Annotated in this window: 23 protein-coding genes; 10 read left to right on the top strand and 13 right to left on the bottom strand. The window is 40.2% G+C overall.

Annotated elements, in window-relative coordinates; translation table 11 throughout:
• Positions 1–3 precede the first annotated feature (3 nt).
• Positions 4–855: an SDR family oxidoreductase gene (locus A7A69_RS13780; protein WP_152878145.1), complete on the top strand. Its 852-nt coding sequence runs from the start codon at positions 4–6 to the stop codon at positions 853–855.
• Between the two features lie 89 nt (positions 856–944).
• Here the strand turns inward: A7A69_RS13780 and asd are convergent, their stop codons facing one another.
• From asd to pncB, 3 genes are all read right to left on the bottom strand, one after another.
• Positions 945–1,796: an archaetidylserine decarboxylase gene (gene asd, locus A7A69_RS13775; RefSeq protein ID WP_152878143.1), complete on the bottom strand. Its 852-nt coding sequence runs from the start codon at positions 1,794–1,796 to the stop codon at positions 945–947.
• Positions 1,793–2,641, bottom strand: coding sequence for a sulfurtransferase (locus tag A7A69_RS13770; protein ID WP_152878141.1), 849 nt, complete (start codon positions 2,639–2,641; stop codon positions 1,793–1,795). The genes asd and A7A69_RS13770 overlap by 4 nt, the downstream gene beginning before the upstream one ends.
• Positions 2,642–2,746: 105 nt before the next feature.
• Positions 2,747–3,955 (bottom strand): nicotinate phosphoribosyltransferase, encoded by a 1,209-nt coding sequence (pncB, locus tag A7A69_RS13765; protein WP_151979805.1) that lies wholly within the window; start codon positions 3,953–3,955, stop codon positions 2,747–2,749.
• Positions 3,956–4,118: 163 nt separating this feature from the next.
• Here pncB and dtd point away from each other — a divergent pair, with 163 nt between their 5' ends.
• Positions 4,119–4,559 (top strand): D-aminoacyl-tRNA deacylase, encoded by a 441-nt coding sequence (dtd, locus tag A7A69_RS13760; RefSeq protein WP_152878139.1) that lies wholly within the window; start codon positions 4,119–4,121, stop codon positions 4,557–4,559.
• 49 nt (positions 4,560–4,608) lie between these two features.
• On the opposite strand, the gene A7A69_RS13755 is transcribed toward dtd, so the two are convergent.
• The 3 genes from A7A69_RS13755 to serB all read right to left on the bottom strand — a co-directional run bounded on the left by A7A69_RS13755 (position 4,609) and on the right by serB (position 7,227).
• Entirely contained in the window at positions 4,609–5,088 is a 480-nt protein-coding gene (locus A7A69_RS13755; protein ID WP_152878137.1) for an SCP-2 sterol transfer family protein, read from the bottom strand.
• Positions 5,089–5,243: 155 nt separating this feature from the next.
• Positions 5,244–5,579, bottom strand: a complete 336-nt coding sequence (gene aciT, locus A7A69_RS13750) for a ciprofloxacin tolerance protein AciT (RefSeq protein ID WP_004995642.1) — start codon at positions 5,577–5,579, stop codon at positions 5,244–5,246.
• A 427-nt stretch (positions 5,580–6,006) separates the two neighbouring features.
• Positions 6,007–7,227: a phosphoserine phosphatase SerB gene (gene serB / locus A7A69_RS13745; protein ID WP_152878135.1), complete on the bottom strand. Its 1,221-nt coding sequence runs from the start codon at positions 7,225–7,227 to the stop codon at positions 6,007–6,009.
• A 59-nt stretch (positions 7,228–7,286) separates the two neighbouring features.
• On the opposite strand from serB, the gene A7A69_RS13740 reads away from it, so the two are divergent.
• The 8 genes from A7A69_RS13740 (at position 7,287) to glmS (ending at position 15,610) form a co-directional block, all read left to right on the top strand.
• Positions 7,287–8,594 (top strand): hypothetical protein, encoded by a 1,308-nt coding sequence (locus tag A7A69_RS13740; protein ID WP_120369893.1) that lies wholly within the window; start codon positions 7,287–7,289, stop codon positions 8,592–8,594.
• Positions 8,595–8,892: 298 nt separating this feature from the next.
• A complete protein-coding gene (gene ribBA / locus A7A69_RS13735; RefSeq protein WP_120369894.1) occupies positions 8,893–10,014 on the top strand; it encodes a bifunctional 3,4-dihydroxy-2-butanone-4-phosphate synthase/GTP cyclohydrolase II in 1,122 nt (373 codons plus the stop codon).
• An 11-nt stretch (positions 10,015–10,025) separates the two neighbouring features.
• Positions 10,026–10,496: a 6,7-dimethyl-8-ribityllumazine synthase gene (gene ribH / locus A7A69_RS13730; protein ID WP_004986034.1), complete on the top strand. Its 471-nt coding sequence runs from the start codon at positions 10,026–10,028 to the stop codon at positions 10,494–10,496.
• 3 nt (positions 10,497–10,499) lie between these two features.
• Positions 10,500–10,949 carry a transcription antitermination factor NusB gene (nusB, locus tag A7A69_RS13725; RefSeq protein ID WP_152878133.1) on the top strand — a complete coding sequence of 150 codons (450 nt, stop codon included), beginning with the start codon at positions 10,500–10,502 and terminating at the stop codon, positions 10,947–10,949.
• Between the two features lie 14 nt (positions 10,950–10,963).
• The gene (gene thiL, locus A7A69_RS13720; RefSeq protein WP_152878131.1) at positions 10,964–11,881 is read left to right on the top strand and encodes a thiamine-phosphate kinase; all 918 of its coding nucleotides are present in this window, start codon (positions 10,964–10,966) and stop codon (positions 11,879–11,881) included.
• Positions 11,859–12,383 (top strand): phosphatidylglycerophosphatase A family protein, encoded by a 525-nt coding sequence (locus tag A7A69_RS13715; protein WP_152878129.1) that lies wholly within the window; start codon positions 11,859–11,861, stop codon positions 12,381–12,383. Before thiL ends, A7A69_RS13715 begins: the two co-directional genes overlap by 23 nt.
• A gap of 11 nt (positions 12,384–12,394) precedes the next feature.
• The gene (glmU, locus tag A7A69_RS13710) at positions 12,395–13,759 is read left to right on the top strand and encodes a bifunctional UDP-N-acetylglucosamine diphosphorylase/glucosamine-1-phosphate N-acetyltransferase GlmU (protein ID WP_152878127.1); all 1,365 of its coding nucleotides are present in this window, start codon (positions 12,395–12,397) and stop codon (positions 13,757–13,759) included.
• Positions 13,760–13,771: 12 nt separating this feature from the next.
• Positions 13,772–15,610 (top strand): glutamine--fructose-6-phosphate transaminase (isomerizing), encoded by a 1,839-nt coding sequence (glmS, locus tag A7A69_RS13705; protein ID WP_152878125.1) that lies wholly within the window; start codon positions 13,772–13,774, stop codon positions 15,608–15,610.
• A 58-nt stretch (positions 15,611–15,668) separates the two neighbouring features.
• Here glmS and A7A69_RS13700 read toward each other — a convergent pair whose 3' ends face one another.
• The 7 genes from A7A69_RS13700 to A7A69_RS13670 form a co-directional block, all read right to left on the bottom strand.
• Entirely contained in the window at positions 15,669–16,823 is a 1,155-nt protein-coding gene (locus A7A69_RS13700) for a hypothetical protein (RefSeq protein ID WP_206669016.1), read from the bottom strand.
• Between the two features lie 280 nt (positions 16,824–17,103).
• The gene (locus A7A69_RS13695; RefSeq protein ID WP_206669015.1) at positions 17,104–18,180 is read right to left on the bottom strand and encodes a hypothetical protein; all 1,077 of its coding nucleotides are present in this window, start codon (positions 18,178–18,180) and stop codon (positions 17,104–17,106) included.
• A gap of 362 nt (positions 18,181–18,542) precedes the next feature.
• A complete protein-coding gene (locus tag A7A69_RS13690) occupies positions 18,543–19,667 on the bottom strand; it encodes a hypothetical protein (RefSeq protein ID WP_206669014.1) in 1,125 nt (374 codons plus the stop codon).
• 20 nt (positions 19,668–19,687) lie between these two features.
• The gene (locus tag A7A69_RS13685; protein ID WP_152878123.1) at positions 19,688–20,224 is read right to left on the bottom strand and encodes a fimbrial protein; all 537 of its coding nucleotides are present in this window, start codon (positions 20,222–20,224) and stop codon (positions 19,688–19,690) included.
• A complete protein-coding gene (locus tag A7A69_RS13680) occupies positions 20,224–20,760 on the bottom strand; it encodes a fimbrial protein (RefSeq protein ID WP_152878121.1) in 537 nt (178 codons plus the stop codon). The genes A7A69_RS13685 and A7A69_RS13680 overlap by 1 nt, the downstream gene beginning before the upstream one ends.
• Positions 20,753–21,181, bottom strand: a complete 429-nt coding sequence (locus tag A7A69_RS13675; RefSeq protein ID WP_206669013.1) for a hypothetical protein — start codon at positions 21,179–21,181, stop codon at positions 20,753–20,755. The genes A7A69_RS13680 and A7A69_RS13675 overlap by 8 nt, the downstream gene beginning before the upstream one ends.
• 39 nt (positions 21,182–21,220) lie before the next feature.
• Complete coding sequence (locus A7A69_RS13670) at positions 21,221–21,955, bottom strand: fimbrial biogenesis chaperone (RefSeq protein ID WP_120369915.1); 735 nt, start codon at positions 21,953–21,955, stop codon at positions 21,221–21,223.

The raw sequence follows: 21,955 nt of genomic DNA, 5'->3' as shown, positions 1-21,955 counted from the left end.
CATATGAGTAAAAAGATATTAATCACAGGCGCAGGTTCAGGTTTTGGCAAATCAGTTGCTTTTAAATTAGCAAAAATTGGTTATGAGGTGATCGCAACAGTTGAAGCAGTTGCACAGATTCAGACCTTAAAAGAAGAAGCTAAACAACAAGGGTTAAATATACAGTTTGAAAAACTGGATATCACCAATGATATTGACCGTGAGTTTATTTCTAGTTTCGAAATTGACATTTTACTCAATAATGCAGGAATTTCAGAAGGTGGTGCTGTTGTTGATATTCCAGAATACCGATTGCGTGAACAGTTTGAGGTAAATGTTTTTGGGACAATTTTGCTTACTCAGAAATTTGCAAAGCAGTTTGTTGAGCGCAAATCAGGAAAGATTATTTTTATTTCTTCTGTCGCTGGCTTGACCACCGATCCATTTACAGGTGCATATTCTGCTTCTAAACATGCTATTGAGGCTTTTGCAGAAGCTCTAAATAAAGAATTACATGAATACAATGTCAAAATTGCCACTGTGAATCCTGGCCCAATCTTAACTGGATTTAATGACCGTATGTTCGAGACATGGAAACATTGGTACCCCGAAGATCAAGCCAATACAGTATTTGACTATAGCAAACTTGCTTTTCCGCATAAACAATACGATCCAGAACAGGTATCTGAGATTATTGTTAAGGTTGTAACCGAAGAGCAAAAAACCTATCGTAATTTGGCACCCAAAGAGATTGAAGCAGATGCCAAAAAACAAATGGCTGAAAAATGGGATCGACTGATCCACACAGATGCAAAACGTGATCCTTTGGTTGAAGATGCTTATCAATTTGAACCAGAAACACCAAATGGAAAATAGTTTTAACTAAAGATTTATTAGACTGAAATCATTCATCATTAAAAAGCCGATTTTTTCAAATCGGCTTTTTTGTACAAAATATTTTGAGATTAAACCGAATGCCCTAGTTTTTCACCCATTACCACGACAGAATTGGCTTTAAACTGCTTTTCCCATGCGATTTTATCTTTTTCAAATAATACGACAGCCGTTGATCCTAAATAAAAACGTCCCAACTCTGCACCTTTTTCAAGCTTCATCTGGTGTTGCTCTAACTCTAAACGCCCAGTCGGTTTGACTTTACCCGTTGCCACCGTTTCAATACCAGCAACAATCATGGCACCGACTAAAACCACTGCCATACGACCCAGTTCAGTGTCAAATAAACAGACCATACGTTCATTACGGGCAAATAAACCTGGAATATTTTCAGCTGTGACCTGATTGACTGAAAATAATTCGCCAGGAATATATAACGTCTCGGTCAATGTTCCTGAAAATGGCATATGTACCCGATGATAATCACGTGGTGATAAATACACTGTGGCAAATTGACCATTTTTAAAAGGCTCTGCCAATTGCGGATCGCCAATTAATTTTTCGACTGAAAAGCTTTGACCTTTGGCTTGAAAAATATCGCCATCCTGAATGGTTCCAATCTGGGAAATTGCGCCATCCGCAGGAGAAACAACACTATCCGAAGAAGCATCAACCACACGCACCCCATCTTTTAAGGCACGCGTAAAAAATTCATTAAAGGATTTGTATTTTAAGGCATCACCCTGCTGAGCAATCGAAAGATCAATGCCGTATTTTGCCTTAAATGCCTGAATCACTGCGGTTCTAACGACCACATTTTCACTGGCAGCCACTTTACCCACCACACGGCTAAGCTGATGCTGAGGAACAAGGGATTGAGCTTTAATAAATAAGTCTTTTTTTAATCGTGATACAAAACTCAAAGCGGATTCTCTCCAGTAATAATCGGACTATCGAGGCGATTGCCCCATTCACTCCACGCCCCATCATAAGCGCGAATTGGCCATTCCAATAAACGACCGACAATATAAGCCAGTCCTGAACGGTGATGCGATTGGCAATATACCACTACGGGTTGATCAAACTGAAAACCTAAGTGTTCCAATCGGGCTCGCGTGCGTTCAAGCGGATGCAATTTTAGATGATTTTGGCGATCAAGGGCAGTACTCCATTCAAAATGAATGGCGGCAGGAATGTGACCTCCGCGACGTGCAGCCAAACGTAATCCAGTGTACTCATCTGTGGTTCGACAGTCCCATAACTGGATATTTTCCGACTCGACCTGCTGTTTTAACTCTTCATAATCAATTTTATATTGAGCAACGCGCGATAAATCGATGTGTACCAGATTCCGAACTGCGTCTATTTTTTCAATTTCTGACGTTGTCGGAAAACCTGCACCGAGCCATGCATGAATCCCACCATTGAGCAAACTGGTTCGAGTAAAACCCAGACAATGCAAGTTCCAGATCAAACGTCCCGCCCATGCCCCACCTTCATCGTCATACACGACGACATGATGTTCAGGTGAGATATTTAAATATTCTATGAGTTGCTGAAGTTGCTCTATAGATGGTAAAACACCCGTTGCCTCGTCATGCTGTGCAACCAATTGCTTTGGTTTAAGCTGAATCGCATGGGGAATATGAAGTTGTTCATAGACCGAGTTACGACTCAAATCGACGATTCGCAAATATTCATGTCCCAGATAAGGAACTAAATCTTCTGCTTCTATCAGTAAGCCAAAGCCAAATTCAGATGCCGTCATTGCAAATCATCGCGTTGCATTAATAGGTAAGTCGATCTTAACATAAGCATTTTCACGATTTTGCTGATTTTTTACCAATGATTAGCAGAAAATCAGCTAAAAAAATCATTCAGCTTCTTCAGGAATTTCAAAAACCTGACGCAGATAAGCCAAGAATGTATCGTTATCGGTCATGGTTTTACCTGGACTATCCGAGATTTTTGCTACAGATTGACCATTACATTCCACCAGTTTTAACACAATATTCAGTGGTGTTTGTCCCATGTCATTGGTCAGGTTAGTTCCAATACCGAAACTCACTTTAAAACGATCTTTAAAGTATTGATGCAATTCCCATGCCTTTTCCAGATTTAACCCATCACTAAAGGTCAACATCTTGGTTTTGGTATCTATTTTGAGAAGACGATAATGTTCATAAGCCTTATCGCCCCATTCATAAGGATCGCCACTATCATGGCGTAAGCCATCAAACAGCTTGGCAAAATACAAATCAAAATCACGCAAGAAAGCATCCATTCCCACAACATCCGTCAATGCAATCCCCAAGTCACCACGATATTCCTGTACCCACATTTCCAGTGCTGCTTTCTGAAAGTCGCGCAAACGAACGTCCAATGCTTGAAAAGCCTGTAAAAATTCGTGTGCCATGGTTCCAATTGGACTAATTCCAAGCTCTTTGGCAAGCAATACATTACTGGTTCCACGAAAAATATCAGGAGCAGCATGATGTAGTTCTTCAACGATATGCTTTTGCCATTCAAAACTATAACGACGACGAGTACCGAAGTCTGAAACCAAAAAGGGTGGATCACTTGGGTGTTGTTGTGCCGCATATTGCTGCATTAACTGAAGTTTAGCCTGTAAACGACGTTCGCCTTCCACCAGTACATCATCGCTTCTAATACGACGAAAATAGAGTTCATTCACAATCGCCAAAACAAAGATTTCAAACATCATGGCTTGAACCATTGGGCCTTCGACCCAGATGTCCAACCGACCTTCTTCATCTACGCCTGTTTTAATAAAGCGACGTTTAAGCTGAAATAATTCCAGATAATCGACAAAGTCACTTTTGATGAAACGAAAATGACGCAAATATTGCAGTTCATCATCCTTAAATTTCAAAGTGCATAAATGATCTAACTGCTCATTCAATTCGGGCAAAATGTCTGTTAAAGGATAAACCGTATCTTCCAGATTACGGCAGCGAAAATGGTAGACGCTATGTGTTTGCGGAAATTTGTGTAACACCACCTGCAACATGGTGAATTTATATAAATCTGTATCCAACAATGAATGAATAATAGGTGACATAGACGTGTCAGTTTTAGAATAAGCTTATTGTATTAAAGCATATTTTAGTCTTTAAAATCGCAAGGATTTGTATAAAGCACTGGCACTTTAGTGGAACATGAATTTTGTTTAGAAAAAATAATTTCTGTTAAAATCACCGCGTTTTAAGTCAATGATGATGATTATGCGCGCACTCATACAACGAGTTTTACAAGCCAAAGTTGTGGTCGATCAACAAACCACTGGTGAAATCCAAAAGGGTCTATTGGTTTTTTTAGGACTAGGGCGTGAAGATACACTGGAAAAAGGTCAAAAACTAATTGATAAAATTTTGAAATATCGCATTTTTGATGATGAAAATGGCAAAATGGGCTGGAATCTTGCTCAAGCTCAAGGCGGGCTACTTCTCGTTTCCCAATTTACCTTAATGGCACAAACTCAAAAGGGGCTACGTCCTGATTTTGGTCCTGCCATGCCGCCAAACGAGGCTAAAGAATTATATGAGCAACTCGTTATCTACGCGCAACGTCAATTCCCCACAGTACAAACAGGTATTTTTGCGGCAGATATGAAAGTGCATTTAGTCAATGACGGACCCGTGACTTTTCAACTGGAAGTGGAATAAAAAAATCCTCACTTCATTGTGTGAGGATTTTCTTGCAAGGGCGATCTTACTAATTACCTGTTTTTTGCTTAATAAACAAACGTGCTTGCTTAATCTTTTCTTTAACTGGTTTTGGAAGCTTTGGCGGGATCAATTTCGCCGCCTGATTAAACCAAACCAGTAAGCCAAAATCACCTTCCATTTTAATACTGCCGTTTTGCATACCAGTCATAAATGCAGTCGGATCACCTTTCATCAAGGTTTTTACTGCTTGTTCGCTATCCGCAAATTGCAAAATAAAATCAGCCTGCTCTGGATGACCTGCAACTGTTTCAATTTGACCATGATTGACAATAATCTGTCTTGCAAAGCCTAAATCTGTTCCAATCTGGATACGAAACGCACGATCATGTGTCATTTCAATAAATTTGGGACTGGTACGTGCCAATTGCTTCATACGTAAAGCCAAACCTACAACCAGCAAATCCAATGGATCTGTGCTGACATCAACCAATGGTAACTTTACAACAGGTAGAGCAGAAAGTTTCATGACAATTCAAGCCTATTCGTATTCTTATGGAACTAAAGGCGATCATCCTAGCATAAATGTAAGTACTTAAATAAAAGCTTTGTATTACAAAAAATTATAAAAACGTAAAAAGCGCAGGATAACCTACGCTTTCTAATTCTATCTTTTAGTCTATTTTAGCGACTAGAGCATTGTTGCTGATCATCCTCATAGACTGGTGTATGCTCAATATATTGCCGATTTGCTAATGCTTTTTGCGCCAAACGGTCTTCTCTTAACAACACCAAGGTAACAGCAACCATCGCCAGACTTAAAGCGGTTAAATAACTATAGGTGACAGGCATCTCAAAAAGTGTTTGTACGCCATAACGGACGACTTCCAAAAGTCCCCAAAAAAACATGCCTGCCAACATAAAACCAAGCCAGCGACGGTAAGGTGAAAAGAAAACAACAGCAAGTGCAAGTGCAATCAAACCAAACCCTGACAGTGTGGCGAAATTCGCTGTTACCATACTAAACCTCCGTCTAAGATCATTCTCTGGGCCATAATGACCTTGAGTTCATCCCCGAAACCGTAATCAAATCAACACAGATGTGTGTCGACGAAAAATATCTGTTTTAACGTGTTAGATGCATTATGGAGAGTTTTATAAAGAAAAAAAGACCTGTTTTTTTCTTATACGACACATGTTGTCGCAACATTATTTTGTCATTACATTTTGAATACTTAAAAAAAACACGAAGTGCCTGAGCATGTCATCGCTCGCGTGTCATTACAAAAAAATCTCCCCAAAATTTGATGCTTTCTAAAAATTTTTATGTAGAGTTATTTCAAAATTTAACAGCCGATAAACGGTACAAAAGCACTTGATTCCAGATGGAATATTCATAAAAAAACGCCACATTTATAGGCAGCGTCTTTTAAGAAGAATAATCAGTTTAAGCGCGGTTTAAATCTTTATCGTGCATTCCAAGTAAATATAGCACCCCATCTAAACCTACACTCGAAATGGCTTGATTGGCATTTTGACGCACCAGTGGTTTAGCACGAAATGCAACGCCTAATCCTGCAATCGACAGCATGGGTAAATCATTGGCTCCGTCACCAACAGCCATTGCCTGCTCTAGTGAAATTCCCATTTTATCTGCTAGTTGCGTCAAAAGCTCTGCTTTACGTGCACCATCTACAATCGCACCTTTCACTTCACCTGTAACTCGCCCATCCTGTACATCCAGAATATTGGCATGTACTTCATCGATACCCAATTTTTGCTGTAGATATTCGGCAAAATATTGAAACCCGCCAGATAGAATGGCTGTTTTATACCCCAGTGACTTGAGCGTTGAAATCAGACGCTCTGCTCCTTCTGTAATGGTAAGTCGTTCCGCAATTTTAGGTAAAACTGAGGCATCTAAACCTTTCAGTAAGGCCACACGTGCGCGAAAACTTTGTTGAAAATCAAGTTCACCCTGCATGGCACGTTCGGTAATTTCAGCGACCTGCTCACCAACACCTGCCTCTAAAGCCAGCTCATCAATCACTTCCTGTTCAATAAGGGTCGAATCCATATCAAAACAAACTAGACGGCGGTTACGACGATAGGCATTGTCCTCTTGAACCGCAACATCGATACTGAGTTCACCCGACAAGCTTAAACAAGCGGCGCGCATCGCTTGTGCATCTAGCATTTGTCCACTTAAACCAAACTGCACACAGGCGCGGCGTGGTGCATTGCTTTCTACATCAAGTGCTAAACGACCTGACAAGCGTGTCACCGTTTCGATATTAAAACCTTGAGCAGATACAATTTTTGTGACTGCCTGCAAATGTGAAGCGGTAAGTTCTGGTGCCAGAGCCGTCACAATATAACGGGTACGTCCACCTTCGCTTACCCATTGATCGTATTCTGCACTTGAAATCGGTTTAAAGCGCACAGTCAAACCAATATCATGTGCTAAAATCAGGATTTCCTTCATCGCAAGTGCGGTTGCGGTTTCATCATCAGATGCCACAACAATACCGAGGGTCAATTGGTTATGGATTACCGCTTGTCCTACGTCCAGTATTTGCAATGAATGTACAGATAAAACCTGCATTAATCGGGTAAACTGATTCGGTTGATCAGGTCCTAAAAAAGAGATAAGAATGATTTCTCGCATGAATTGACTCGGGTCTGAGCTGCAACTATTGTTAGAATGATAATCGAATTTGAATCTATTTGCCTTGGAAGTTTACGTTGAACGCACCTAGACAGGGGCTATTTGCTAGCCTATTAATCGTAAGTTTTGCTTTGCATACCTTTTTACTGGTGATTGCAACGACGCATCAGCTCAATGAAAACCGTGCCAGTCAAGGTCAACTCATGACCAGTCAACTGGTGACGGACAGTTTAACCGAGCTAGAACCAGCCAACACGGTTTCTTTGGCACTTCTGGCAAATCGCTACGCAACTAATCCTAGCGTTGCCTCGATTCGGATTTTAGATGCCAACAAACAGGTTTTAGCGACCAGTGGCATGTCACAAACCCGCCAAGGTGAAGTTTTTGTTCGTGATGCGCTGCAAAATGAAAAGAAAGTCGGCAGTATTGAAATTACCCTGATTCAGCCAAGTATTGGTGAAATTTTAAGAACCCAATGGTTGGCGATTTTGGTGTCATTTCTGATTCATGGCTTATTGTGGCTCGCTTACCGTGCGATTGCCCGCCCAAGCCGCAGTGAATATTTGGCACGTATTAATAACGAATCACGCCTGAAACATGAAATTCAACAGCTTACTCAAGCACTTGAGCTTGAAAAGCAAAACACCGTGACACTCGTTTCACAGGCAAAACAACAGCCTAAACCCAAAGCCGCACCCATTATAGAATCAATCAATCAGGATCAGACCGATCATACTCTAGCACTGAACATTCAGTTCTATGACCCTAAACAATTGTTAAATAGTGTCAACCAATCCGTTTCTTTGCCTTATTTTAAACTGTGCCAAATCTTTCTAAATAAAAGCATTGAACTGTGTACTAAACATTATCAACTCAGCCCGTCCAGTATCAATGTTATAAATGAGTTTGATGCAAATGGCGCAAATTTAACTATTTCAGATCAGGAAGTGAATGCGATTGATTGTTTACTGATGATTGGCGCAGTATTTCAGTTATTGTCAGATGTTCTATATAAACGCTATCGTGAAGATAAACGTTTTGCCTTACAAACTCGCTCTGCGGTTTCCACTGCGGTGGCTGCGATGCAACTGGATGCTGTACAAGCAGCACAACGCCTCACCAGTCATTTACATGCCAAAGAGTCAGCTTTACATTTAAATAATGAACAACTCAAAGCGATTAGTGAATGCTATCAACTTGTCGCGATGCCAAATCCAGCCAATGTTTTAACGCGTCACGCCTTTATGCAAAATGGCATGAATACAGAATGCGCAGAGCTTGCCCAACATATTCGCACTGAAATTTTGATGGGGAAAAAAGCCAAAACTTCAATTGAAAATCAGACAGACCCACAATCAGAACGATAAAATCAAAAACTCTGAAACTCCCCTTTCTGGGGAGTTTTTATATTTAGACCGATTTGATTTACCTTAAGTGATTGAATTTATATTTTATCTTAATATACGCAAAGCCTTTGTCTAGAAAGCAAACAAAATTTCAGCATTTAAGAATTACAGTACTTTTCAAGTGAATTCACTTATGTGTATAAAGAGAACTCAAGAACTAAATCAGAGAAGCATAGGCAAATCTGCCCAAAACACGGTAGACTATGCAGCACATTGTGAACGTAACTGTCTTTTGGACATCATCAAAAGGTGAAGGCTCATGCCGTTAAGTAATGTTGAAGAACTGGTCGCGGACATCCGTGCTGGCAAAATGGTCATCTTAATGGATGATGAAGATCGCGAAAATGAAGGTGATTTAGTCATTGCCGCTACACACGTGCGTCCAGAAGATATCAACTTTATGATTACCCATGCCCGTGGTCTGGTATGTTTAACCTTAAGTCGCGAACGTTGCCAACAGCTTAATTTACCGCTAATGGTCGATCAAAACGGCGCACAACACGCGACGAATTTTACCCTGTCGATCGAAGCTGCTGAAGGTATTACCACAGGAATCTCTGCGGCTGAACGTGCGCATACGATTCATGCCGCAGTCGCAGCACATGCCAAACCAGCAGATATTGTGCAGCCAGGTCATATTTTTCCACTGATGGCACAACCAGGTGGAGTACTACACCGTGCGGGACACACCGAAGCAGGCTGTGACCTGACGCGCCTTGCTGGTTTGGAACCTGCTTCTGTCATTTGTGAAATCATTAATGAAGATGGCACGATGGCACGTCGTCCAGATTTAGAAGTTTTTGCCGAAAAACATGGTTTAAAGATTGGAACCATTGCTGACCTTATTCATTACCGCATGACCAATGAACAAACCGTTGAACGTTTGGGACAACAAACCATTGAAACCGAGTATGGTTCATTTGAACTGTATCGTTATCGTGAAATTGGCAATCCCGATATTCATCTGGCGTTGGTGAAAGGTGAACCTAAAGATGGCGTGACGACTGTTCGTGTCCATGGTTTTAATCCAGTCCGTGATTTACTCAAAATCAATAAACAAGATGGCGAACCTGCATGGAATTTAGATCGTGCACTCAGCACCATCGCTGCGGCTGAACGTGGAGTTTTGGTCTGGATTGGGCAGGATCATTTACAGGATTTAGGGCCAGCGCTTGAAAGCATGAATAAGCCAAAACCAGTAAAGTCCAATGCAGCACTGTCACACCAATATCAGACCATTGGTGTCGGCGCACAGATTTTACGTGATTTGGGTGTAGAGAAAATGAAGCTCCTTAGCTCGCCTTTACGCTTTAATGCACTGTCAGGCTTTAATTTAGAAGTGGTAGAATATATTTCTGCTGATCAAACGATAGAAAATTAATCGAGGTTATTATGGCAATTCGCCGAATTGAAGGTTTATTACATCTCGCGAGCGAAGGCCGTTACGCGATTTTAGTGGGTCGTTTTAACAGCTTTGTGGTTGAGCATTTGCTTGAAGGTGCAATTGACACCTTAAAACGTCATGGCGTGAGTGAAGACAATATCACTGTAGCTTATGCACCAGGTGCATGGGAACTTCCAATTGTCGCGAAAAAATTAGCAGCATCAGATAAATTTGATGCCATCATTGCACTTGGCGCAGTGATTCGTGGCAGCACACCGCATTTTGATTTTGTCGCTGGTGAATGTGCCAAAGGCTTGGGCGTAGTTGCACTTGAAAGCACACTTCCTGTCATCAATGGCGTACTGACCACAGATAGCATTGAACAGGCGATTGAACGCTCTGGTACAAAAGCAGGCAATAAAGGCTCAGAAGCTGCATTGACTGCAATTGAAATGGTTAATTTGTTAAAGGCAATCTAAGGCATGTCTCAAACACTTCAAGCCGTATATGCGGCAAAACGTAAAGCACGTCGTTTTGCGGTACAAGGTATTTATGAATGGCAAATGAGCCACAATCCTGTACATGAAATTGAAGCGCGTACTCGTGCCGAAAATGCCATGCATAAGGTTGATCTTGGCTATTATCATGAATTGCTAACCCAAGTCATTGCAGATCATGACCATCTGGATACCTTGCTAATTCCTGTACTTGACCGTGAGCTTAAAGCACTGGATGGTGTCGAGTTGGCAACTTTACGTTTAGGTGCATATGAACTGCGCGATCATATGGAAATTCCTTACCGTGTGGTACTGGATGAAGCCATTGAGTTAGCTAAACATTTTGGTGGTGCAGACAGCCATAAATACATCAATGGTGTATTAGATCGTTTAGCTTCCACACTACGTGAAGCAGAAAAACAGCAAGCTCAATAAGCAGCTTTTAAGTCATGGCTGAGTTTTCAATTATCGATCAATACTTTACTCGTCCTTTTAAACAACAGGACGATATTGGCATCGGTGATGACTCAGCTATTTTGACCCCTCCTACCAATCAACAATTGGTGATTTGTACCGATACACTGGTTGCAGGTCGACATTTTCCACTTGAAACCTCCCCCCATGCAATTGGATGGAAAAGTGTGGCTGTGAATTTGTCTGACATTGCGGCTATGGGTGCAATACCTCATAGTATTTTATTAGCATTGAGTCTACCCAACATCGACCATGACTGGCTACAAGGCTTTAGTCAGGGACTTTTCGATTGTTGCGATCGATTTGATGTCGCACTGATTGGTGGAGATACCACCCAAAGTCCACACCTCACCATTACCGTCACAGCACTCGGTTATATTGAATCAGGTCAGGCGATTTGTCGCTCAGGCGCTCAGGCAGGCGATTATATTGTGGTGAGTGGGCAGGTTGGCGATGCTGCCTACGGTTTGCAACATTTAGGTGAAGCCTTACAATCCAGATTAGACTATCCAACCCCACGCTGTGAACTCGGTCAAACCCTTAAGGGATTAGCCTCTAGCATGATCGATGTTTCAGATGGCTTGGCACAGGATTTAGGTCACATTCTTAAGGCATCCAATGTGGGCGCTAAGATCTTTCTCGATCAACTGCCTCTTGACCCTGCGCTGCAAATACTGCCAGATCAACAAAAATGGCAATATGCGTTGGCGGGTGGCGATGATTATGAACTTTGTTTTACAATAAGCCCGCAAAATTACGAAAAACTTTTGCAACAACAATTAAATGTCAAGATTACAATGATTGGCCTGATTACACAGGACACAAAATTAATATTTGAGCATAATGGTCAAGACCATCCTGTTCAGTTTCATGGATATCAACATTTTGCCTAAAATCCCCATTTCTTTTCAGAGTATGCGCTGGTCAGACCGTTTCATCACCTTTTGTGGTGTTGGTTTTGGCTCAGGACTACTGCCGAAAGCTCCAGGAACATTCGGTTCAGCGTTTGCATTGTTATTTATTCCGATTTGGGTATCTCTCGGTTTTTATCCATCCCTGCTTGTGATTATTATCATGAGTCTGGTTGGAATCTATATTTGCGGTAAAACTGCAGATTTGATGGGCGTACATGATGATGGACGTATTGTTTGGGATGAATTTGCAGGTCAATCCATTACTGTTTTGCCTTTAATCTTTTTTAATCTAATGAATATACAATGGGCACTCATCAGCTTTCTGCTATTTCGACTGTTTGATGTCTGGAAACCATGGCCAATTCGCGTGATTGATCGACGCGTAGAGGGTGGTTTTGGTATCATGCTTGACGATATTATCGCAGGAATCTGGGCTGCGCTCTGTATCTTCATTTATTTATTGTTTGGTCTAAGCCGTTAAGTAGGTTATTCATGTCAACGACCGTTATTATTCTTGCAGCAGGTAAAGGAACGCGGATGCGCTCCCAACTTCCAAAAGTATTACAACCCCTTGCTGGACAACCTTTATTGGGTCATGTCATTCGCACTGCAAAGAAACTCAACGCCAGTAATATTATTACAATTTATGGTCACGGCGGTGATCTGGTACAACAACAATTTGCACAAGAAAAAATTCAATGGGTTGAACAAGCCGAGCAACTTGGCACAGGGCATGCCGTACAAATGACCTTGTCAGTTTTACCTAAAGACGGTATTTCACTCATTCTATATGGCGATGTGCCATTGGTACGAGAGCAGACACTCGAACAACTGCTCGAAGCTTCTACGCCTTCTGGTATTGGGATGATCACCTTAAATGTCGAAAACCCAACAGGTTATGGTCGTATTGTTCGCCAAAACAATCTGATTCAGGCGATTGTAGAACATAAAGATGCTAGCGAAGAACAGCGTAAAATTCAGGAAATCAACACAGGAATTTACTGTGTCAACAATCAAAAACTACATGAATGGCTGCCTAAACTTTCCAATCAGAATGCTCAAGGTGAATATTACCTGACTGATATTGTGGCAATGGCAGTTGCAGATGGTCTTGAAATTGCTTCTATTCAACCCCAACTTGCCTATGAAGTTGAAGGTGTAAATGATCGCCTGCAACTGTCGGCTTTGGAACGCGAATTTCAACAGCAAAAAGCCATTGAATTGATGCAACAAGGTGTTACCTTGAGTGATCCTGCTCGTTTTGATTTGCGTGGTTCACTTAAAGTCGGTCAGGATGTTCGCATTGATATCAATGTGATTATTGAAGGTGAATGCGAACTCGGTAACGGTGTTGAAATTGGAGCTGGATGTATTCTCAAAAATACCTCTATCGCCGCAGGCACAAAAGTTCAGCCGTATAGCGTGTTTGAAAATGCCATTGTTGGTGAAAACACCCTCATTGGACCTTTTGCGCGTTTACGTCCGGGTGCAGTATTGGCCAACGAAGTACATATTGGTAACTTTGTGGAAGTTAAAAACACCCGTATCGGTTTAGGTTCCAAAGCCAACCATTTTACCTATCTGGGTGATGCCGAAGTTGGTGAGGGTTCCAATATTGGTGCAGGAACAATTACCTGTAATTATGATGGTGCCAACAAGCATAAAACCGTAATCGGCGATGCTGCGTTTATTGGCTCAAATAGTTCATTGGTCGCTCCGATCACGATTGGCAATGGCGCAACAGTGGGTGCAGGCTCAGTCATTACCCGCAATGTCGCAGAAAATACATTGGCCTTTGAACGTGCCGAACAATTTGAAAAATCAAACTATCAACGTCCCCAAAAGTTGAAGAAATAAGAGGATTAACCTATGTGTGGTATTGTCGGCGGCGTTGCTGAACGTAGTATTACCGATATTTTAATTGAAGGCTTAAAACGCCTTGAATACCGTGGTTATGACTCTGCGGGCGTTGCATTGGTAAATAACCAACAAATTCTTCGCGAACGTCGTGTGGGTAAAGTTGCCAATTTGGCAGAAGCAGTGAATGAACATCATTTGACAGGTTCTCTAGGGATTGCCCATACCCGTTGGGCAACACATGGTAAACCGACTGAAAATAATGCTCATCCCCATGTGTCTGGCAATGTCGCTGTAGTCCATAACGGTATTATTGAAAACTATCAGGAACTTAAAGATCAACTTCAGGCAGAGGGTTATGTGTTCACATCACAAACCGATACTGAAGTTGTTGCACATCTGGTCAATGATGCCCTAAAACATACGGATAGTTTGCTCGATGCAGTACGTCAAGTGGTGCCAAAACTTAAAGGCGCCTATGCACTTGGGATTGTACATACCCAACACCCAGATGAATTAATCACAGTACGCGAAGGTTCACCACTGGTGATCGGTGTCGGAATTGGTGAAAACTTCATCAGCTCAGATCAATTAGCACTTTTACCCGTGACTAACCGTTTTGTATATCTGGAAGAAGGTGATATTGCTCGTTTAACCCGTGACAGTATTGATATTTATGCGCATGGTGAACGTATTGAGCGTCCGATTAAAGAACTAGATGCTGCGGTGAGTAATGCTTCTAAAGGTGAATATAAGCATTATATGCTCAAAGAAATCTACGAGCAGCCAGATGCGATTCAGCAAACCATTTCTCAGGCGTTAAATAACAATGCGCTACGTGAAGATTTCCTGAAAAATGCAGAAATCGATTTCAGCAAAATTCAAAGCGTTCAAATTATTGCCTGTGGTACCAGTTACCATTCGGGCATGATTGCAAAATACTGGTTCGAGCAGTTGATTGGGGTTCCGTGTCAGATCGAAATTGCCAGTGAATTCCGTTATCGCTCACCTGTGATTGTGGCCAATACCTTATATGTGTGTATTTCTCAGTCAGGTGAAACGGCAGATACTTTGGCAGCTTTGCGTGAAACTCAAAAACGCGCCAAGACCAATGCACTAGATATCGTGACTTTAAGCATTTGTAATGTCGCAACATCTTCAATGGTACGCGAAACAGATCATCACTTATTAACTTTGGCTGGCCCTGAAATTGGCGTTGCCTCAACCAAAGCGTTCACTACACAGCTTGCCGCTTTAATGCTGTTGATTTTGAAAATTGGTCAGGTGAAGCAACAAATTTCTGATACTCAAATTGCAGAGATTGCAACACAACTTTGGCATTGCCCTAAAGTTATGCTAGATACATTGCAGCAAAATGATCAAATTTTACGCCTTTCAGAACTTTTTGTTGAAAAACAACATTGTTTATTTTTAGGACGTGGAACTCATTTTCCAATCGCTTTGGAAGGTGCGCTTAAGCTCAAAGAAATTTCTTATATTCATGCTGAAGGTTATGCAGCAGGCGAACTCAAACATGGCCCATTGGCTCTGGTTGACAATGAAATGCCTGTCGTTATTTTGGCACCAAATGATGACATGCTGGATAAATTAAAATCCAATATGGAAGAAGTTCAGGCACGGGGTGGTGAGCTTTTTGTCTTTGCCGATGAAAATAGTGGGATTGTGGAAAAAGACCGTCAACACGTGGTTTATATTCCCAAAGTCAATGCATGGCTGGCACCGATTATTTATAGTGTCCCTGTGCAGTTACTTTCTTATCACGTTGCAGTATTACGTGGAACAGATGTCGATCAGCCGAGAAACTTGGCAAAATCGGTTACTGTTGAATAATAAAAAAACGCCTGTTCTAAAAACAGGCGTTTTTTCAATGTGTTATAAAATCTAAAATTTAATCAAATGTCGCAATCAACCATGCAGAACCTTGATAATCCCCTGCAACAGCACTATTTCCCTGTATATGGCTAGTGATAGTGATGTTTTTTGATTTTTCGATAATGGTCTGAATTTCTGCTCCTGCCTCACCAGTAATTTCATCACGCAGGATAAGCTCGCTATAGATTTTGTCAGTGCTACCAATCAAGGTGTTTTTCAGTGGTAACCGCTTTTGGGGATCATCATCTTTGACATAATCTAGCCTTAATTTCACAGGTGTAGATTTTGAAAACGTACAATTATAATTCACATGTCCACTAACACGACTGTCATAACTTGTACTACTTAACATTCCATGATTTAAATTTAAGGTTCCCGTTCCTGTTCCCCCTGACCCAGAGTTCGTCTCTGTCGAACATGAAGAAACTAAATTCAACTGTGAAGCTTTTAATCTCATGGGTGCAGTAGTTTGATCAATAGGAAGCGATTTCGGCATTGAAGGTCTACCCACTGGATTCGTGTAAGTACGTAGATACCCAGCTAGATCTAAGCCATTTATGACAATTTGACCATCAATAATCTTTTCATTTAAATAAAAAGTGACTACGATTGGAAACTGTGCAGTAAAATTATCAACTTTATCCGTCGTATTAGGACTAGTTGCAGGAATGTTTGCACACACGACTGCATTTCCTTTTTGTACCCAAGAATTTGTCATATCTGACTTAAGTGTCATGACTACATTGGAATTAATTCGATAGGCTGGTACACCATTAATAGTAACACCCGCTCTGGGTACGTACATAAATAGAAGGTGATAAGCATTATTTGCTGGAATATCCCAATTACTTCCCGGTCCCCATGTTTTTCCTAAACACTTTACATTTCCTGACACGCGTACAGATTTAGAGGTATCCCTAATATCTATTGCCTCACCCACTTGGTAATAATTCTGTCCATCACTTCCAGTTACAGAAGTTGTTGCCACTGGTGTATTACTATCGAGTGAAATTGTGTATCCATCACTTGGATTTATAATAATTGGTGAATAGCCTGCTTGTGCTTCAAAGCCCAATAAGCTTAAACCCATCAAAGATGATATTGCGGTTGCTTGTCGAAATTGAAGATTACTATAACTACTTATAAAATCTTTAAATTTAGAACTAAACATAATTAAATCTCTTTATAAATACGTTACAGTAATGGTTACGCTAGAGCTAAAGGGTCCTGATTTTAACTCTTAGGCGGGAATATTCATGAATCAATCTTGCTATAAATAAAAACAGTATTTTAAGTTGTTTAATTTATACAGACGTAATATCTCTATTTTCCAAAGTCTGCTTATTACTGTGGCTAAATGTAATTAAGCCAAGTTACTAAAATCATTCATGCAAACATTGATAGAAGGAACAGGCATTTTTCCAACATTTTAAAAGCAGAATCTCTAGATTTTAATCAAAAGTTGTAATCACCCATGCAGAACCTTGATAGTTCCCTGCAACAGCATTACTTCCCTGAAGATGGCTAGTGATGGTAACGGTTTTTAGCTTTTCAATACTTGTCCGAATATCTGTACCTATTCCCCCTGTCTGACCAGTAGTTTCATCACGCAGGGTAAGCTTGCTATAGACTTTGTCCGTTCTATCAATCGCTGTATTTTTCAATGGCAAACGCTTTTGAGCGTCGCTATCAATGACATAGTCAAGTTTTATTCGCACAGGCGTTAATTCTGAAAATGTACAGTTATAATTAACTTGTCCAGTTACACGACTATCATAATTTGTATTAAATAATGCACCATGATCTAAATTTAAGGTTCCTGTCCCAGTTCCATCTGTCCCTGAAACTGTCTGCGTTGAACATGAAGAAACCAAATTCAATTGCGAAGCTTTCAACCTTATTGGAGCAGTAGTCTCTTCAATAGGCCAAGAATTTTGAGTAGGGGGAGTGAATGGGTTCATAAAAGCACGCACATATCCACCCAAATCTTGTGCATTTACAACAATCTGACCATCAATAATTTTTTCATTTAAATAAAAAGTGACTGTAATTGGAAAGTGTGAAGTGAAACTTGGTACATGTCCTAAACTGTCGGTATCATTCTCTGCAATATTTGAACATACTGTAGAACCTCCTTTGTGCACCCAATTCATTATATCTGTGTGAACTGTCATGAACAAATTGGAGTTAATACGATAAGCTGAAGAACCTTTAATACTAATACCAGCGCTGGGTACATACATAAATAGACGATGATATGCGCTATTTGAAGATACATTCCAATTACTTTCTGTCCCCCATGTTGTGCCTAAACACCAGACTGCCCCGAACGCACTGACAGATGCAGAATTACTTTGAAGTTCTATTGGATCACCCACTTGATAATAATTATTTCCATCGCCTCCAATGATAGGCTTTGAGTTAACAGGGGTATTAACATCAAGTAAAATAGTATATCCATTGCTTACACGTGTGACCTTTGGTGCATAGTTTGCTTGCGCTTCAAGGCCCAATAAGCTTAAACCCATTAAAGATGATATTGCTGTTACTTGTCGAAACCGAAGATTACTATAACTTTTTATAGAATCTTTAAATTTAGAACTAAACATAATTAAAATCTCGTTATAAATACGTTACAGTAATGGTTACGCTAAAGCTAAAAGGCCCTGATTTTAACTCTTAGACAGGAATATCCATGAATCAATCTTGCTATAAATAAAAACAGTATTTTAAGCTGTTTAATTTATAAAGATGTAATATCTCTAATTTGCAAAATCTGCTTATTACTGTGGCTAAATGTAATTAAGCCAAGTTACTAAAATCATTCATGCAAACATTAATAGAAGAAACAGGCTTTTTTCCAACATTTTAAAAGCAGAATCTTTAGATTTTAATTAAATGTCGCAATCAACCATGCAGAACCTTGATAGTTCCCTGTAGCAGCATTACTACCCTGTATATGGCTAGTAATAGTGATGGTTTTTGATTTTTCGATATTGGTTGTAATTTCTGTTCCTGCCTGTCCAGTACTTTCATCATGCATGGTAAGTTCGCTGTAGATTTTGTCAGTACTACCAATCAAGGTATTTTTTAGTGGCAAGCGCTTTTGAAGATCATCATCTTTGAGATAGTCCAGCCTTAATTTCACAGACGTTGATTCTGAAAATGCACAACTATAATTCACTTGTCCACTCACATAACTATCGTAGTCTCTACTATTTAATGCATCATGCTTTAAATTCAATGTGGAGGCCTGCCCTGTACTCGTCTGAGTAGTACACGATGCAGGGATATTAATAGTTGAAACACCTAGGCGAAGTGGAACAGTCGTATCTCCGATTGACCAACTGTTTTGAGGAGGAACTTTACCTGTCGATGTAAAAGCACGAACATATCCCCCAAGATCACCACTATTAATTACGACCTGACCATCTATCACTTTTTCATTAATATAAAAAGTCAGAAAAATTGGGAACTGTGCGGTAAATTGATCAGTCGAATAACGTGCAGGATCCCATTTCTCGCATGCGCTAGTTCCTGCAATATATGTCCAATTAAATACATAGCTTTCCACCTTCATAAACAAATTACTATTTATCTTAAATAGTGGTGAACCCCCAATTGTTTCATTAGTAGAAGGAACATATATAAATAATCTATGAAAAGCATTTTCACCGCTAAGAGACGTATTTTTAGAAACATCACCCCAAGTGAGTCCTTGGCAAGCAACGTGTCCAGTTATCTTAACATTTGCAGTATTACTGTTATTTTGATTTATCTCAATGGGATTACCTACTTTATAATATTTTGTTCCGCTAGAACTAGCTGTTGCTTTAGTTTCTACTGTTGCAGAATTAGATAAAGCTACTGTATAGCCATCAGATGGATATAAAATCCTGCCTGAATAATCAGCATAAGTAACACCGCTAGAAAACATGAATCCAGTATAAAAGAGACCTGAGATAACTCTATTCAGATGGAAATAAGATTTTCTTAAAAACTCGGAACTAAACATTATATTTTCCCCAAACCATATTATAAATAAGTTACGGTAATGGTTACGCTAGAGCTAAAAGGTCCTGCCTTTAACTGATCGAGAGGGACACTGCTGACTAAATCTGCTTTTAATTGAATACCATATTTCGACCCATCTATTGCGGTAGGCGTAATTTTTTGCTTCTTACTCACTTCTAAAGCCTGTATGGTATTATTATTCATTACGCTCAAATCTATACCAAGACCATCGATCGTGGTCGCCAGAATATTTCTACCGTTATAAAGCAAAACTCCACTGCTCTTTGGGCTTAATACTATTGACAAATCTTTTGCGAAATCACAGCCCTCAATTATGAGGGAAAAATTTTTAGAACTGTCTGCTTCACCTACAGATTTAAGCTGAACATTCCCAAAATCTAATTTGAGCGGTGAAGTTTGATCTGCACTGTAAAGAACACAAGCAGGGCTGATCATCTGTGCGGTCACATTGACTAAAACATCGGCATGCGTGGTACATGCTGGAATAAATAGCAAAACAGGGCTTATGTATTTTAAAATCTGATTTATCTTATTCATTAGAAATACTCCACTGCAAATGTAACAGTGCTAATGAAATCACCGATGTTGGCTTCTCCAGCAGCAGGCTTTCGAACAAATGCACCAAAATTGATTTGTTGTAATCCATTCACAACTGAAACTTCCGCAACGGACATCGGGCTATTCCAGATAATTGGATGGTTATCCTGATCAACCAGCCCGAGCAGCACTCCACTCGTGCCTTGTGTTTTCACAAAATTTTCTCCAACTATCTCAACGAGTTGACTACTTTGCCATGTCAATTTAATCGTTTTATTCAAATCTGTATCACTACACTTATTAATCCCGATTGAAAAGGGAGTTACAGGACTTGATCCCTCTTGATTAATCGAACGCCAATTCAGATTTTGAAGTGTAACTTTCTGATTAAGCGAGTTACTATCAATTTGACAGGCCACATTCCCTAATAACACTCCGCTAAATTCAACATCAACCGAATTTGCACTATATGCATTTGGTGCGCTTAAAAGAAATGACATCGGCATCGCTAACCAAAGTGTTCTTATGCTATTCATAACTGACCTCTAAACGAAGGTTATTTTGATCTTCCATCAATGACGGCATAAGAATATGGTTAATGCCATTTAATAAAGAGATAGGAGTACTTGCCAGCGCTTGCCTATGTTCGGCATCATAAAAACGTAACTTTGCAGGCGTATCTGCTGTGACATTGGAAATATGCATTTCACTATAATCATTTCCTGCGCCACAGCCCGTTAGCATTAGCTTTTCATCAAACTGTAAATCGCATGGTGCATTAAAAATGATAGCATTGACTCGTACCAAGCCCTGATGGATAGGTTCGTAATTAGACTGTTTTAAAGATGTAATGGTTATAGGGGTTTGCGCCACCACAGATTGACTCAATGCATTGCCAACAATGAGTAATATCAACCATAGTCTTTTTGGATCTTTCATTACTTTTTGTTCGCTCACAGTCACTCCCCTATTACCAATAATGGTTTAATAAAAATATTATTCGCCTTTAACCGTACAAGTTTCACCCTGACAGTTAAAAGACATGGTTGGTTTACCGCCGTAGTCATTGATGTATGTCAAATGTGGTGTTGTCAAAGCAGCAGACGTAAGTTCTTGTGTCGATTTTGGTGGTATCATGACTGCATTAAAGGCATTTTTTTCTGCCTGCTCTTTGCTATTTCCAAATCCAATCACTGTTAAGTTAAAAGGTGTAGGGTTATTTAAAAGATAGCCTTTTGCGGTTTTAGTCAACGTGACTTTATGAGACCACTGAGTATCTGCTTCAGCCAAAATACTTGTTGGTCGATAAAACAATTTCACCCTTGACTGCAACGCAATTTGTAAAGTGTTTCCACCTGTTGGTTTAGGAGGAACTTCTCGCAAATTATAGAAAAATACAGATTCTCTATCCTGTGGCAACTTAGCGACTTCGGCAGTAGTACTCAAACGTACTAGACTCTTTTTATTCGCTTCAATACGTTGCAAAGGCGGCGTTGCTAAAATTGCACCTTTAGTTAGCTTGTTGCCCTGCAAATCTTCAATCCAGCTCTGAGCAAGATAGGCTTCTTGCGGATTGTCATTTGAAATAGTCACATTAATTGATTTTTCTGTACCTGGAAAAACAATACGTGTTCGGTCAAGTGTGACAGCACTTTGAGCACTCATAGAAATTAGGGCGGTCGTACAAAAAAGCTTAGTAAGCAATCCACCTCGTAGAGTTGAATTCAACAT

Source organism: Acinetobacter guerrae (assembly GCF_009372255.1).
In the GTDB taxonomy this organism is placed as follows: Bacteria; Pseudomonadota; Gammaproteobacteria; order Pseudomonadales; family Moraxellaceae; genus Acinetobacter; species Acinetobacter guerrae.
The sequence above is the reverse complement of the archived record's forward strand: the minus strand, read 5'-3'. Positions and strand labels throughout refer to the sequence as shown.

Bases quoted from the DNA above. Each gene is read 5' to 3' on its own strand.
- A7A69_RS13780 (WP_152878145.1), top strand. From the start codon at position 4: ATGAGTAAAAAGATATTAATCACAGGCGCAGGTTCAGGTTTTGGCAAA.
- A7A69_RS13770 (WP_152878141.1), bottom strand. From the start codon at position 2,641: ATGACGGCATCTGAATTTGGCTTTGGCTTACTGATAGAAGCAGAAGAT.
- pncB (WP_151979805.1), bottom strand. From the start codon at position 3,955: ATGTCACCTATTATTCATTCATTGTTGGATACAGATTTATATAAATTC.
- dtd (WP_152878139.1), top strand. From the start codon at position 4,119: ATGCGCGCACTCATACAACGAGTTTTACAAGCCAAAGTTGTGGTCGAT.
- A7A69_RS13755 (WP_152878137.1), bottom strand. From the start codon at position 5,088: ATGAAACTTTCTGCTCTACCTGTTGTAAAGTTACCATTGGTTGATGTC.
- aciT (WP_004995642.1), bottom strand. From the start codon at position 5,579: ATGGTAACAGCGAATTTCGCCACACTGTCAGGGTTTGGTTTGATTGCA.
- serB (WP_152878135.1), bottom strand. From the start codon at position 7,227: ATGCGAGAAATCATTCTTATCTCTTTTTTAGGACCTGATCAACCGAAT.
- ribBA (WP_120369894.1), top strand. From the start codon at position 8,893: ATGCCGTTAAGTAATGTTGAAGAACTGGTCGCGGACATCCGTGCTGGC.
- ribH (WP_004986034.1), top strand. From the start codon at position 10,026: ATGGCAATTCGCCGAATTGAAGGTTTATTACATCTCGCGAGCGAAGGC.
- nusB (WP_152878133.1), top strand. From the start codon at position 10,500: ATGTCTCAAACACTTCAAGCCGTATATGCGGCAAAACGTAAAGCACGT.
- thiL (WP_152878131.1), top strand. From the start codon at position 10,964: ATGGCTGAGTTTTCAATTATCGATCAATACTTTACTCGTCCTTTTAAA.
- A7A69_RS13715 (WP_152878129.1), top strand. From the start codon at position 11,859: ATGGATATCAACATTTTGCCTAAAATCCCCATTTCTTTTCAGAGTATG.
- glmU (WP_152878127.1), top strand. From the start codon at position 12,395: ATGTCAACGACCGTTATTATTCTTGCAGCAGGTAAAGGAACGCGGATG.
- glmS (WP_152878125.1), top strand. From the start codon at position 13,772: ATGTGTGGTATTGTCGGCGGCGTTGCTGAACGTAGTATTACCGATATT.
- A7A69_RS13700 (WP_206669016.1), bottom strand. From the start codon at position 16,823: ATGTTTAGTTCTAAATTTAAAGATTTTATAAGTAGTTATAGTAATCTT.
- A7A69_RS13695 (WP_206669015.1), bottom strand. From the start codon at position 18,180: ATGGGTTTAAGCTTATTGGGCCTTGAAGCGCAAGCAAACTATGCACCA.
- A7A69_RS13690 (WP_206669014.1), bottom strand. From the start codon at position 19,667: ATGTTTAGTTCCGAGTTTTTAAGAAAATCTTATTTCCATCTGAATAGA.
- A7A69_RS13685 (WP_152878123.1), bottom strand. From the start codon at position 20,224: ATGAATAAGATAAATCAGATTTTAAAATACATAAGCCCTGTTTTGCTA.
- A7A69_RS13680 (WP_152878121.1), bottom strand. From the start codon at position 20,760: ATGAATAGCATAAGAACACTTTGGTTAGCGATGCCGATGTCATTTCTT.
- A7A69_RS13670 (WP_120369915.1), bottom strand. From the start codon at position 21,955: ATGTTGAATTCAACTCTACGAGGTGGATTGCTTACTAAGCTTTTTTGT.